Here is a 13071-nt window from a genome sequence, read left to right on the forward strand (position 1 = left end):
ATGCCGGAATCCGCAACGCTCGAAGACCGGTTGCGCACAATCGAAGACACGCTGGCCATCTATGGGCTGCTCGCGACGCATCCGATCAGCGCCGACACGGGTGAACCCGAGCTCATCGAGGGGATCTACACCGAGGATTTCGTCTTCGACCGGGGACCCGGGCTTGCAGGGGCACAAGGGGTCTCAGCCATGGTCGACCTGGTCGGCAACGCGGCGCACCACGCCGCGATCGCCGGTGGCCTCGCGCATTTCGGCAGCCTGCCGCTCATCGAACTCGACGGCGACACCGCGACCGCGACGTCCTACCTCGCACTGATCACCCCCGACCACGACGGTGCCGAGCGTGAATTGCCCAATCACGGGTCGTCCACCGGGTTCCGGATCCATCGCGTGCTCGCCAATCGATGGTCGCTCACCCGCGCGGACGGCCGGTGGCGGATCAGCAAGCGCACCGTCCTGCCGATGGACGGCTCGGGGCCCGCGCTCGACGACGTGGTGCGCAAGGCGAAACCCTTCTCCTCGATCCGCAACAACTGTCCGTAACCTTCGTTACGATCCGATGCGTCAAGGCCTTTCGAGAAGGCACCTACAGGCGACGACGCAAAGGTGGCGTGCGATGGACGAATTCCCGCAAGACTACGAACTTTTCGATCTCGGCGACGTGACCCTGCAGCACGGCGCGACGCTGCGCGACGCCAAGCTCGCGTACAAGACCTACGGTGAACTCAACGCCGACAAGTCCAACGCGATCGTCTATCCCACCTGGTACTCGGGACGGCACTGGGACAACGAGTGGCTGATCGGTGAGGGCAAGGCGCTGGACCCGGCCAAGTACTTCATCATCGTGCCGAACATGCTGGGCAACGGCCTGTCCACCTCGCCGTCGAACACGCCGCCGCCGTACAACGCCGCGCGCTTCCCCAATGTGACGTTCTACGACCAGGTCGAGGTGCAGCACAAGCTCGTCACGTCGTTCGGGATCGAGACCCTCGCCCTGGTCACCGGGTGGTCGATGGGCGCCGGGCAGACCTACCAGTGGGCCGTGAGCTATCCCGACATGGTGCAGCGCGCGCTGCCGTTCTGCGGGTCGTCGAAGACCAGCGAGCACAACATCGTGTTCCTCGAAGGCGTGAAGTCCGCGCTCACCGCGGACGCCGCGTTCAACGAGGGCTGGTACACCGAGAAACCGACCAAGGGCATTCGCGCCGCGGCGCGCGTGTACGCGGGATGGGGTTTTTCCCAGGCGTTCTACTGGCACCAGGAGTACAAGAAGATGGGCTACTCGTCGCTGGAGGATTTCCTGGTCGGTTTCTGGGAGGGCTTCTTCCTGGACCGCCGCGACCCCAACAACCTGCTGGCGATGCTGTGGACGTGGCAGAACGGCAATGTGGGCAACACCCCGGGGCGCGGGTTCCACGGCGATCAGGTCGCGGCGCTGAAGACCATCAAGGCCAAGATGATCGTGGCACCGGCCGAGAAGGACCTGTACTTCCCGCCCGAGGACGAGGAGTTCGCGGTCAAGCACATCCCTGATGCCGAATTGCGGGTCATCCCAGGCATTTACGGCCACTTCGCGGGCGGTGACGCCAATCCCGAGGACAACAAGTTCATCGACGGCCTCGTCAGGGAGCTGCTCGCGCGCTGAGTCGCGTTAACAAAAAGTCAAAGCCCCCCAGCAAATAAAGTCGATTGTCTTTGCCGGAAACCTCTCCTTAACTTGATCTCACCGAACGATCACTCGTCGAGGAAATCTGGAGAGAATGTTCCGACAAAGTATGCGGGGGCTTCGCGTGCTCGACTTCACCCACGTCGTCGCGGGTCCGCTGTGCACCATGACCCTCGCCGACCTGGGTGCCGACGTGGTCAAGGTCGAGCCGCCGACCGGTGAGATCGGCCGCCGCATCGGCCCGCCATGGCGCGACGGGCAAAGTGTCATCTGGCAAAGCGTCAATCGGAACAAACGCAGCCTGACCCTCGACCTGAAGACGCCGGCGGGCCGACGCGCGGCGCGACGCATGGCCCGCCAGGCCGACGTTGTCGTCGAGAGTTTCCGGCCCGGTGTCATGACCGACCTCGACCTCGGGTACGACACGCTGGCGTCGGCCAACCCCGCACTGGTCTACTGCTCGATCTCCGCGTTCGGCCAGGCAGGCCCGGCCAGCGACCGCCCCGGTGTGGACGGGATCATGCAGGCCGTCACCGGGCTGATGAGCACTCTGGGTGAGCCCGAGTCCGGGCCCGCGAAGGTCCAGGTGCCCGCGGCCGACATGGTGACCGGCTACCTCGCGTCGATAGCCGTGCTCGCCGCACTGCACGAGGTGCGCGACGGCGGACGCGGACAGCATCTCGACGTCAGCCTCTACAACGCGACGATCCTGTTGCAGCAGATCGGGTTCGCCTCCTACCTGGCCTCGGGTACCGAACCCCAGCGGCTCGGCAGCGCCGCCCCGTACGCCGCACCCAACGAGGCGCTCCCGACGGCCGACGGCTGGATCATGATCGCCGCGTACGACCCCGCGCGTTGGAACGCGCTGTGCGACGCGCTCGGTGCACCGGACCTGAGTTCGGATGCCCGCTTCGCCACCAACGACGACCGTGTCCGCAACCGCCCGGCCCTGCGCACCGAGTTGGGCCGTCTGCTGCGGGCCCGCACCACACAGGTGTGGCTCGACGTCCTCTCGGCACGGGACATCCTGTGCGCCCCGGTCAACGGATACGGGCAGGTCGTGGCGTCCCCCGAATACGCCGCGAGCGGTCTGCACCGACCCATCGGTCCGATCGATACACCGGGCCTGGTCCTCGGCCCGTCACAGCCGGCCGCCCCGCCGGACACCGCACCCCCGGCACCCGGCCAGCATTCCGCGGAAGTGCTTGCCGAATACGGACTTTCGGAGGACGAGGTGGCAGCCCTGATCGAACACGGCGTCGTCAACGACGTCGCACCATCCCGAGCCGCGAGCTGAGGAGTTCCGATGAGCACATCCCTGGTCCACACCGACGTCGCCGACGGCGTCTTCACCCTCACCCTCGACGCACCCGACACCGGCAACGCGCTCGACGTCGCGATGACGAATGCCGTTGCGAATGCGCTCGAACGGGCCAACGCCATGCCCGACGTGCACTGCGTGCTGATCCGATCGAGCGGACGGCATTTCTGTACCGGGGGAAACGTCAAAGACATGGCGCGCGGCACAGATCTGATGGCCGGCACCGCGGCCGAGGTCCAGCATCGACTCCGCGCGGGGTTGCACCGGATCACCCGGGCACTGCACGGGCTCGAGGTGCCCTCGGTCGCGGCCGTCAACGGTGCGGCCGTGGGCGCCGGGTTCGATCTCGCGCTGATGTGCGACGTACGTATCGCCGCGCAATCCGCGCGGTTCGCCGAAAGCTTCCTGCGCCTCGGTCTCGTGTCGGGAATCGGCGGGGCCTGGTTCCTCACGCGGATCGTCGGGGTCGCCAAGGCGATGGAACTGACGCTAACCAGCGAGTTCATCACGGCGGAAACTGCACATGAGCTTCGCATCGTCTCAAGGGTGGTACCCGACGAGGACCTGGACCAGGAGTGCCTGGCCCTGGCCCGCACGGTCGCGGCCAACCCGCCACAGGCGCTGCGGATGGCCAAACGTCTGGTTCGGGAATCTGCCGAGTCCGGGCTTCCGGCCGCACTGGAAATGGCCGCGTCGATGCAGGCGATCCTGCTGTGCGGCGACGAACACCGCAGCAGGGTTCAACAGTTCCTTGCCGCGAGAAACTGATCATCTCAACGAGGAGATACCGTGTCCGGCAAAGAATCCAAGACCGGGATCATGCAGATCCTGAGCACGTCGAGTATCGGTGCGATGCTCGAGTACTACGACTTCTTCGTCTACGTCGCCCTCACCGGCACGCTCACCGAACTGTTCCTGCCCGCCGGGGACAGGACGGTCGCGATGCTGCTGGGCGCGGCCACCTTCGGGGTGTCCTACCTCGCCCGACCGCTCGGCACGGTGATCTTCAGCCCGATGTCCGACCGGATCGGCCGTAAGAAGACCTTCGTTTTCACCCTCGCGGTCATGGGTGTCGCGACGGTCGCGATCGGGTGCCTGCCCACCTACGCCGCGATCGGGGTATGGGCACCGGCGATGCTGCTGTTCCTGCGAATCGTCCAAGGCGTGGGACTCGGCGGCGAATACGGATCGGCCGTCGTGTACGTGACAGAACACGCTCCCGCCGAACGCCGGGGACGCTACACGAGCGTGCTGCAGAGCACCGCGACCGTCGGCCTGCTGTTCGCGCTCGTGCTCGTGTCACTGCTCAAGGTGCTCCTGTCGGACGAGGCGTTCACCAGCTGGGGATGGCGCGTGCCGTTCCTGGTCTCGGCACCGATCGTGCTGGTCGCCACCCTGATTCGACTGCGGATGCAAGAAACACCGGTGTTCACCGCACTTCAGGATTCCGGGCAGCTGTCGAAGACACCCCTGCTGGACACCGTCCGCACCTGGAGTTCCTGGAAGTCGATCCTTCTCGGCATGTTCGGTGCCCAGGGCGGCACGTCGGTCACGCTGTACACCTCGATCATCTACATGCTGTACTTCCTGCAGCATGTGCTCGAGGTCGACCAGACCCACACCAACCTGTGCCTCGCCGTCGCGATTGTCATTGCGGCACCGTGCTATCCGTTGTTCGGCGCATGGTCCGACCGTGTCGGCCGGTCCCGCGTCATGCTGACGGGCATCGTGCTGTGGATGCTCGCCGCGTATCCCGCCTTCGCGGGTATCCGCACTGCGGTCGGGTCGTCCTCGTGGGTCACGGTTTCCGCGCTCATCTCGGTGCTCGCCGTACTCACCGCCATGGTCATGGCCCCACTGCCCGCATTCATCACCGAACAGTTCCCGCCACAGAGTCGCACCACTGGCTTCGGTTTCGCCCAGCAGTTGGGCAACATCCTGTTCGGCGGTTTCCTCCCGTTGATCAGCCTGTCGCTCGTCGACGCCACCGGGAACCAACTGGCCGGGGTCGGATACTCCATCGCGTCACTCATACCGTGCCTGGCCGTGACACTGTTTTGGGGTCTGCGTTCCGAACGGTCCCGCCGTCACGACATCTCGGCCCGGTCGGCACTTTCCGTCCGGCGCGAACCCCAGACGCTGTGAACCCGCGTACGATTGTCGGGCGTGATGGCCCGACGGGACCAGCTACCACCCTTGAATCCCACCAGGGTGTTCGAGGTGACGGGCCGGCTGCTGAGCGTCTCCAAGGCCGCGGCCGAACTCTCGGTCACACCGGCCGCGGTCAGCCGCCAGGTACGGGCGCTGGAGCACTTCCTGGGCGTGCGCCTGTTCAACCGCGCCCCCAGCGGGTTGGAGCTGACGCCCGCGGGGGCCCGCTATCTGGCCGAGATCGGGCCGCTGTTCACGGCCCTGGAGAAGGCCACGGAGGCGGTGCGGCCCGGGGCGCGGAGCACGACGCTGAAGATCCGCTCCCCCGCCACATTCGCGGTGCGGTGGCTGATCCCACGGTTCGCGAGCTTTCACCGCCTGCACCCGGAGATCGACGTCCAGCTCACCACGTCACCGGCGCCGATCGACCTCGAACGCGAGGATCTCGATGCCGGCGTGCAACTGGGCGACGGCGATTGGCCCGGGGTACGCACACAGCCGCTGATCCCCAACGAACTGGTCCCGGTCGTGGCGCCACATGCGCGAACCGGTCTCACCGATCCCGCCGCATTGGCCGACGCCACACTGCTGCACTCATTGGCACGGATCGACGACTGGGCCCGGTGGTTACAGGCCGCCGGGGTGGATACATCAGGCGCATACAGCGGGATGAGGTATGAGACGTCGCTGCTGGCCTATCAGGCCGCCATCGAGGGCCACGGCGTCGCGATCGCGCAGAAGGCGCTGGTGCAGAAGGAACTTGCCGACGGGTCTCTCGTCATGCCGTTCGATTTCGTCCTCGACGAGGGCCGCCGCACCTACTACTTCGTCTGGCATGCGCAGCGCAGGCCCTCCGCGGCGCTCAGCGCGTTCCGCGAGTGGCTCACCACCGCCGTCGACAACTGACCGAACCGTTCTGACATCGCCAACCCCGGAGAGGCCCGCCGAGCCGTGACCGACTACACAACAATGAAAACAGCCGGCCGGTGGCCGGGGTGGGCCTAATCCGCCTCGACCGGCCGGACGCGCTCAACGCGCTCAATCAAACGCTGGAGGCCGAGGTCCTCGATGCCGCACGTGATTTCGATTCCGACCCCGAGATCGGCGCCATCGTGGTGACCGGTTCTGAGCGTGCGTTCGCGGCCGGCGCCGACATCGCCGAGATGGTCACCCTCACCCCGCACCAGGCGCGGGAGCGAAACCTGTTGTCGGGCTGGGACTCTCTGACGCAGGTCCGAAAACCGATCGTCGCGGCGGTCGCCGGCTACGCCCTGGGCGGTGGCTGCGAACTCGCCATGCTGTGCGACCTGGTCATCGCGGCCGACACGGCCAGATTCGGCCTGCCCGAGATCACCCTCGGCATCCTGCCGGGTCTCGGTGGGACGCAACGGCTCGCGCGGGCGATCGGGAAGGCCAAGGCCATGGACCTGTGCCTCACGGGGCGCAGCCTGACCGCCGAAGAGGCCGAGAGGGTGGGCCTCGTCAGCCGCATCATCCCGGCTGCCGCTCTGCTCGACGAAGCCCTCGCCGTCGCGCAGCGCATCGCGAGCATGTCGCGCCCGGCGAGCAGGGCGGTCAAGGACGCGATCAACGAGGCGTTCGAGAGGCCGTTGTCCGAGGGCATGCGATACGAACGTGAAGCCTTCTACGCCATGTTCGACACCAACGACCAGACCGAGGGCATGACCGCGTTCCTGGAGAAACGTTCGCCGCAGTTCACCGACCGATGAGCAGACGGGCCCTACTCAGGGGTGACCCGCATCTCCTGGCCCGGGTGCGAACTGAGGGTGACCACCACCGTCCCGCTGCCGGGGTCGATGGTCTTGTTGGCGTACCCGATGAAACCGTAGTGCCCGTCGATCGTGGACACCGCGGTGATGTCCTCGCTCCCCGAAGCGCCCGTGTCGAGGTTCTTCCAGTCGGCGGTCACGGTGATCGTGCACGAGCCGTCGTAGATGCCCGCGTCGTAGTTGATGGTCACCCGCACCCCGTCGTGCACCTGGTAGTCGACCTGCACAGGCACCACCATGGCCTCACCGCGGACGGTGCCGCCACATGTGGGCGACGGCTGTACGGGGGCCCAGTCCAGATACGCGACCGGCTCGGCGTATGCAGTGCCGGGAAACAACCAGGGCACGGTCAGGGCCACAACAAGGGCACCGGCGGCACGGAATGCGGTCATGTTGTCCTTATCGACGATCGTCCCTGTCGCGTTAGCTCGCGCGCTCACGGCAGCCGCGACTGCAACACCGTCACGCCGGGTCCGGTGAGCCGGTCGAGTGCGACGGTACGCCCGCACACGGCAAGCATCACCGCCGCGCCCGGGCCTCGGATCTCCTGACCCGCACCCCACGTCCGCCCGGTGTCCTCGTCGCGCAGCGCGAGGCCGCGCAGGCGCCGCTGCGGGAAGAAGCCGAACTGGGTTCGGCTGGTGAGGAAGTCGAGCACCCAGGCGACGTGTTCCGGATCGGGCCGGTGCGCGAGCCCCAGCGGGATGCGGATGTCCGCACCGTGGACCAGCACGTCGGTGAGCCCGGACAGCGGCCCGGTGATGGGTGGGCTCAGGCGAAAATCGGCCTGGGTGCGCAACGTCTCGGCGATCTCGGCCGCGGAGGCTTGCGCACGCCGACGGGCCAGGGCGTCGATGCCCTTGTCCATGTTGCCGTGCCGGATGCCGCTGACGAGAAAACCCCGGAAACCGTCGGAGAAATCGCTCACCAGATGCGCGGCCACGGTCTTCACATCCCAGCCGCCGCACAGACTGGGCGTCGCCAACTGTTCCGGTGTGAGGCCGTCGATCAGATCCGCGATCCCGCGGCGTTCGTGGGCGACCGCGTCGAAAACCCGGTCGCGCTCCGCTGTACTCAGCCGCACATCCGCAGACTACCGGCGCGTGCAACACTGAGATTTCATGGATCTCGCCTACAGTCACGTCGACGTCTTCAGCCGGGTCCCGTTCGGCGGCAACAGCCTGCCGGTGTTTCCCGATGCCCGCGGTCTCAGCGGCGAACAGATGCTGCGCATCACCCAGGAGATGCGGCACTTCGAAGCGATCTTCCTCGAATCCACCGATCAACCCGATACCGTGCGTGCGCGGATCTTCGATCTGTTCGACGAACTGCCGTTCGCCGGGCACCCGATCATCGGCGCGGCCGCGGTCCTGCACAGACGCTCCGGCATCGCCACGCCATGCACCTGGCGGTTCCAACTGGCCGCCGCGACGGTCGAGATCACCACAGAATCCACGGCCGCGGGTTACTCGGGTGTGCTCGACCAGGGCACTCCGGAATTCCTGGGCCAGGTGGATGACCGCGATCAGGTCGCCGCGGCGTTCGATCTTGTGCCCGACGACCTCGCAGCCGACCTGCCCATGGAGGTGGTGAGCACGGGGCTTCGCTACCTGATCGTCCCCGTCGGCCCGGGCGCCCTGGCGCGGGGCCGGATATCTCGGGACATCACCGAGATGTTGCGTGGATTCGGCGCCCAGTTCGCGGTGTTGTTCGACGAATCCGCCGTCGAGGTACGGCACTGGAACAACGACGGCATCATCGAGGACGTCGCGACCGGTAGCGCCGCGGGGGTGATCGGCGCCTACCGCCTGCGCCACGGCCTGGTCAGCGGCGGTGAGTCCTTCGTGCTGCGGCAGGGGCAGTACACCGGTCGTCCCAGCACTCTGCGTGTACTCGCCGAGGGCAGCACCGACTACGTCGAGACGGTCAAGGTCGGCGGCGACGTCTCGTTCGTGGGGCACGGTGTGATCGAAGTGCTGCCGGGCGCACGTTGACCCGACCGCCCGTCACGGCTGGAACAGGATGCCGTCGTCGGACGCGCGTGCCAGCAGTTCGGGAATCGTCAGCTCGCCATAACCTTCGTGCACCGGTCCGCGTGCCGTGCCAAGGAACGGCACCACACCTGGATCGGGCGTGACGTCGAGGTGGTAGGCCTGCACGCCGGGCAGGTGGTACTGGAAGAAGTTCATCAGGTAATCGACGAGGAAGATGACGCTGCCGGTCACGCTCGTGCCCCACAGCGTGGAGGCGTTGTACAGCGGCGTCATGGCGGCCGGATCTCCGATCATCACGATGGGTCCGTAGTGCGGCTTGCTGCCGCCGCCGGGTACGTAGGGCGGCATGAAGGGTTGCAGCCCAGGCAGATCCGTGGCCATGTACGGCGCGGAACTGCCGTAGGTGCCGATGTTGACGAACATCGAGTCGGCGCCGTTGCCGGGGACCGTGGTGTTGATGCCCGGTGCCTCGAATCCGATGCCCGCCAGCCCGGTCTGCTGTGCGACGTACTGGGCTTCCCAACCGCCGAGTGAATGGCCCGTGACGAAGATGTCGTCATCGCTGTAGCCCTGGCGGGCGGCCTCGGCCCGTACCTGCTGCGCGAAGTCGAGCGCGTCGTGGAATGCCAGCGGTGTGGTGCCCGTGAACACCACCTGCAGATCGGCGATCACCTGTGGGATCACGATGATGGGGTTGAACAGCAGATGGGAACCACCCGTGGTGCCCTGGTAGGCGATGATGATCTGCCCCTCCGGTGTCACCCACGCCTTGCCGACCATGCCGGAAACGATGTCGGTGGACTGCATCTGTTCACCGTCGACCACGAAGGGCTTCAGGCCGCCGGGCGTCGCGCCGAGCACATACGCCGCGGTGGATGCGTTGAGGAACTGCGCCACAGTGGGTGTCGGTCGATCGGTGGGACCGTCGTAGACCATCGCGGGCACCACCGGCTGTTCCGGCGGAGTGTCGTGCAGCCCCATCAGTCGCTCGATCTCGCGGAACGTCCCGAAGATCAGATCGTTGACCGGCGCCAGACTGACCGGCAGGGTGGGGCTGTTCGCCGACGAGGTGAAGTCCAACACATCCAGTACCGCGTTGACGACGCGGCCCGGCAGCGCACGAAGCTGCGCGGCCGGTGAGAGTGGTTGCGGCGGAGTCGGTGTGGTCTGGACGGCGGCCGTGCTCGCGACGGGTGCGAGCGGCGCCTCGTCAGATGGTGGCGCCGCCGGTGTTGCGGCAACCGCGTGAGCGGTGCGGGGAGCGAGGGTGAGGCGCCGCTCGGGCCGGTGGGCTTCTCGGACGATGGCCGTCAGCGACTGCCGGTGTCCGTCGCGTGTGGTCGGCGGCGTGGGTTCAGGCGCGGCCGCGACCGGGTCGGCCCGTGTGACGACAGGCCGGGCGGGCGCATCGGGTGTGGTTGTGCCCTTCGGTCTGCGCTCGGGGCGGGTCCAACGCGACTTCGTCTTGTCGAGCGTGGATTTCATCCGGTCCGAGAAGTCGGAGATGCGGGTCTCGGACTTCTTGAGCCGGGGACCGGGAAACGGTCTGCCGGTGCTCGGTCGGCTGCCGGCGCGATCCCCGCGGATGGTCGTGCCCGCTCGCGATGGTGTCTGCGAGGCACGACGTGCGCTCGACGAGGCTTCGCTGCTCGCCGAGGTCGAACTCGATGTCGATGCCGCCCCGGAGTCGGTGGACTCGGTGGAGTCGGCCCAGCCGATTCCCGGTGGCGCGAACGCGATCCCGCCGGCGAGCGCCGCCGCCGCGAATCCGTACCGAAACCTTCTGCCCCTCAGACGACTTCGCGACCGTTTCACTGCGAACGACTCTCCCTCGACCCGGCAACACAGCAATGTGACAACACACAATGTCACATTGCTGTGTGCCGCAGGGCGCGATTCGTCACATTGATCGCACTGGTCTGCCCGTCAGGCGACTACCACGTCCCGTCGGAGACCGTGTCCGCGCTCGCACCACCGATCGGGATCACCGTGCCGGGTTTCACCGGCACGAACGGATCATCGTCGATGTCGAGCTTCTCCCCGACGCTCTTCACGCGCGAGAGCACCTCGGAGGCTGCCAGGTCACGCGCGTCGGCGTCGTAGTAGTCGAACCATGGCAGGCCCGCCTCAACGTATGCGTCACGGTCGACGGGCGTGGGCGGCGGCACCTCGCCCGTGATGGCCGTCCACTGCGCGGCAGAACACAGGTGCACGAACACTCGCAGCGCACCTGATTCGTCGTAGTCGGTGTGCGGACGGTTGTCGGCGTACACCTCCTGGCGCATCCGGCCGCCGGCGCCCAGGCCCATGGCCGCATCCGCCGTCGGCGGCGCGCACATCAGCGGGCCGTCGTGGCAGTCCTCGACTTCAGACGGCTCCTCAGCGGCGGCCTGTTCGGCGCGCCACGTCTCGAGCGCCTCGGCGGTCAGACCGACCGCGCGCAACTGGACACCACCATGGGTCTCCTCACCGGTGACCTGCCCCTCGACGGTCGCGCCGGAACCCAGTGGCACGGCCACGAACTGGCGGATGAACCCCTCGCCCGCGTTGATGCCGTCGAGCCACGGCTGACGTGGCAGGGCCACGTAGTTCTGCGGGTCGCCGATCAGGCGCTCGATCCACGGCAGGCCGCTCACCGCGCACACCTTGCCCACACCCACCTGCAACGCGGTGGGCTGGTCGGAGTCGAACGACAGCCACATGGCCTCACGCTGGTAGATCTGCAGCATGATGCCGCCACGCGCGAGCCATTCGACGGGTGCGGTGTCGGGATAGTCCTCAACGCGACGCAGCGGGAACCGGCCCAGACCGGGTGGCAGCGGATGCAGCCCGGTCTCGGGGATGCGCAGCGTCCGCTGGAACGTCACCCTCACCGGGCCCAGCAGAAGACTGTCACTGACGATCCGGACCGGCGCGGTGCGCGTCATTGTCTACCTCCATGTCGGTGTTCGCCCATATGGGTAGCACCGGGCACCGACAGGTGGGTTCACGTGCAGTAGAACGCCTCCGCCGCCTGCTCAAGCGGATCGCCGGTCTCGGGGTCCTGCGTCACCGTCACGGTCAGTGCGGGGCCGCCCTGCGGCGCGATCATCAGGGTGTGAAAGCCCGGGATGCCACCGCTGTGGCCCCACACCCGCACACCGCACGACAGGTCGATACTGCCCAGGCCGAGGCCGTACCGCTGTCCCTGCGAATCGAGTTCGACGGTGTCCATCATGTCGGCCAGTTGGGCGGGAGGCACGACCCGCCCGGCCAGCAACGCGGATACGAAAACGGCCATGTCTTCGCCCGTGGACACCAACGATCCCGACATCCCGGCGGCCGAGGCGTTGAAGTCCGTGACATCGGTGCGCACCCCGTGCTTGTTCTCGTAGCCGTGCGCGAACGGTTTGCGCAGGCCGGTGTCGTCGGGCGCTGGCCAGTAGGTGTCGCGCAACCCCAGCGGCACGATCACGCGCCGCGTCACCTCATCGGCGACGGGTGTCCCCGTGACCGCCTCGGCGATCAGGCCCGCGACGACGTAGTTGGTGTTGGTGTACACCGTCTTCTCGCCGGGGGCGAACCCGGCGGGCCGCGTCAACGCCATGTCCAGTAGTTGCTCGCCGGTGACCGGTTCGGTGGGCACGTCGGTGACGGAATCGAAATACTCCGGCAGCCCGCTCTGATGACGCAGCACCTGGCGCACCGTGATGGCCTCTGGGTCGATACCCTCGCCGCGGACCCGCCCGGGCAGGTACACCTCGATCGGCGCGTCGAGATCGATGCGGCCTTCGGCCACCAACTGCAGGATCATCGCGGCGACAAAGACTTTCGAGACGCTGCCGGCGCGCACGTGCGTGTTCGGTGTGAACTCCGCGCCGGTGGCGACGTCGGAGACACCCGCCCAGTGGCGACTGAGTGTGTGGCCGTCGTAGACGACGGCGATCGCCCCGGGAACGCCGTCGGCGGCCACCGCGTCGGAAAGCACCTGATCGAGCGACGACACGGGTGCGGCCCCGGCGACAGGGACTTCAAAGGGAGCGGCGGTCAGACCGACAAGCAGAGCGGCGGCCACGAGCGATGGCTTGTGCACCGGCCCCATGCTAGGGCCCGCGATGAGTTTCGCCGCGCATTGCCGTCTGCATTGGTACGTGATCGCACCGATTCGAG

The 13071-nt window shown here is 67.1% G+C and carries 13 protein-coding genes; 8 read left to right on the top strand and 5 right to left on the bottom strand.

Features of this window, described 5'->3' with window-relative positions; translation table 11 throughout:
- The 7 genes from AT701_RS33100 (at position 1) to AT701_RS33130 (ending at position 6868) form a co-directional block, all read left to right on the top strand.
- Positions 1–543, top strand: coding sequence for a nuclear transport factor 2 family protein (locus tag AT701_RS33100; RefSeq protein WP_058127404.1), 543 nt, complete (start codon positions 1–3; stop codon positions 541–543).
- 73 nt (positions 544–616) lie between these two features.
- Entirely contained in the window at positions 617–1645 is a 1029-nt protein-coding gene (locus AT701_RS33105; protein ID WP_058127405.1) for an alpha/beta fold hydrolase, read from the top strand.
- Positions 1646–1760: 115 nt separating this feature from the next.
- Positions 1761–2963 carry a CaiB/BaiF CoA transferase family protein gene (locus tag AT701_RS33110; protein WP_174519632.1) on the top strand — a complete coding sequence of 401 codons (1203 nt, stop codon included), beginning with the start codon at positions 1761–1763 and terminating at the stop codon, positions 2961–2963.
- A gap of 9 nt (positions 2964–2972) precedes the next feature.
- Positions 2973–3755 (top strand): enoyl-CoA hydratase-related protein, encoded by a 783-nt coding sequence (locus tag AT701_RS33115; protein WP_003898154.1) that lies wholly within the window; start codon positions 2973–2975, stop codon positions 3753–3755.
- Positions 3756–3776: 21 nt separating this feature from the next.
- Positions 3777–5132, top strand: coding sequence for an MFS transporter (locus AT701_RS33120; RefSeq protein WP_058127407.1), 1356 nt, complete (start codon positions 3777–3779; stop codon positions 5130–5132).
- Positions 5133–5156: 24 nt separating this feature from the next.
- Positions 5157–6044: a transcriptional regulator GcvA gene (gene gcvA / locus AT701_RS33125; RefSeq protein ID WP_058127408.1), complete on the top strand. Its 888-nt coding sequence runs from the start codon at positions 5157–5159 to the stop codon at positions 6042–6044.
- 89 nt (positions 6045–6133) lie between these two features.
- Positions 6134–6868, top strand: a complete 735-nt coding sequence (locus AT701_RS33130) for an enoyl-CoA hydratase-related protein (protein ID WP_058127808.1) — start codon at positions 6134–6136, stop codon at positions 6866–6868.
- Between the two features lie 11 nt (positions 6869–6879).
- Here the strand turns inward: AT701_RS33130 and AT701_RS33135 are convergent, their stop codons facing one another.
- Positions 6880–7320, bottom strand: a complete 441-nt coding sequence (locus tag AT701_RS33135) for a hypothetical protein (protein WP_058127409.1) — start codon at positions 7318–7320, stop codon at positions 6880–6882.
- 44 nt (positions 7321–7364) lie between these two features.
- Entirely contained in the window at positions 7365–8012 is a 648-nt protein-coding gene (locus tag AT701_RS33140; RefSeq protein ID WP_058127410.1) for a maleylpyruvate isomerase family mycothiol-dependent enzyme, read from the bottom strand.
- 37 nt (positions 8013–8049) lie between these two features.
- On the opposite strand from AT701_RS33140, the gene AT701_RS33145 reads away from it, so the two are divergent.
- The gene (locus AT701_RS33145) at positions 8050–8922 is read left to right on the top strand and encodes a PhzF family protein (protein ID WP_058127411.1); all 873 of its coding nucleotides are present in this window, start codon (positions 8050–8052) and stop codon (positions 8920–8922) included.
- Positions 8923–8934: 12 nt separating this feature from the next.
- Here the strand turns inward: AT701_RS33145 and AT701_RS33150 are convergent, their stop codons facing one another.
- The 3 genes from AT701_RS33150 to AT701_RS33165 all read right to left on the bottom strand — a co-directional run bounded on the left by AT701_RS33150 (position 8935) and on the right by AT701_RS33165 (position 13003).
- Positions 8935–10407 (bottom strand): hypothetical protein, encoded by a 1473-nt coding sequence (locus tag AT701_RS33150; protein ID WP_011731534.1) that lies wholly within the window; start codon positions 10405–10407, stop codon positions 8935–8937.
- Positions 10408–10856: 449 nt separating this feature from the next.
- Complete coding sequence (locus AT701_RS33160) at positions 10857–11849, bottom strand: hypothetical protein (RefSeq protein WP_058127413.1); 993 nt, start codon at positions 11847–11849, stop codon at positions 10857–10859.
- Positions 11850–11908: 59 nt separating this feature from the next.
- Complete coding sequence (locus tag AT701_RS33165; RefSeq protein ID WP_014878753.1) at positions 11909–13003, bottom strand: serine hydrolase domain-containing protein; 1095 nt, start codon at positions 13001–13003, stop codon at positions 11909–11911.
- Between the last annotated feature and the right edge of the window lie 68 nt (positions 13004–13071).

It is taken from the genome of Mycolicibacterium smegmatis (genome assembly GCF_001457595.1).
GTDB lineage: Bacteria > Actinomycetota > Actinomycetes > Mycobacteriales > Mycobacteriaceae > Mycobacterium > Mycobacterium smegmatis.

Bases quoted from the DNA above. Each gene is read 5' to 3' on its own strand.
- AT701_RS33100 (WP_058127404.1), top strand. From the start codon at position 1: ATGCCGGAATCCGCAACGCTCGAAGACCGGTTGCGCACAATCGAAGAC.
- AT701_RS33105 (WP_058127405.1), top strand. From the start codon at position 617: ATGGACGAATTCCCGCAAGACTACGAACTTTTCGATCTCGGCGACGTG.
- AT701_RS33110 (WP_174519632.1), top strand. From the start codon at position 1,761: ATGTTCCGACAAAGTATGCGGGGGCTTCGCGTGCTCGACTTCACCCAC.
- AT701_RS33115 (WP_003898154.1), top strand. From the start codon at position 2,973: ATGAGCACATCCCTGGTCCACACCGACGTCGCCGACGGCGTCTTCACC.
- gcvA (WP_058127408.1), top strand. From the start codon at position 5,157: ATGGCCCGACGGGACCAGCTACCACCCTTGAATCCCACCAGGGTGTTC.
- AT701_RS33135 (WP_058127409.1), bottom strand. From the start codon at position 7,320: ATGACCGCATTCCGTGCCGCCGGTGCCCTTGTTGTGGCCCTGACCGTG.
- AT701_RS33145 (WP_058127411.1), top strand. From the start codon at position 8,050: ATGGATCTCGCCTACAGTCACGTCGACGTCTTCAGCCGGGTCCCGTTC.
- AT701_RS33150 (WP_011731534.1), bottom strand. From the start codon at position 10,407: ATGAAATCCACGCTCGACAAGACGAAGTCGCGTTGGACCCGCCCCGAG.
- AT701_RS33160 (WP_058127413.1), bottom strand. From the start codon at position 11,849: ATGACGCGCACCGCGCCGGTCCGGATCGTCAGTGACAGTCTTCTGCTG.
- AT701_RS33165 (WP_014878753.1), bottom strand. From the start codon at position 13,003: ATGGGGCCGGTGCACAAGCCATCGCTCGTGGCCGCCGCTCTGCTTGTC.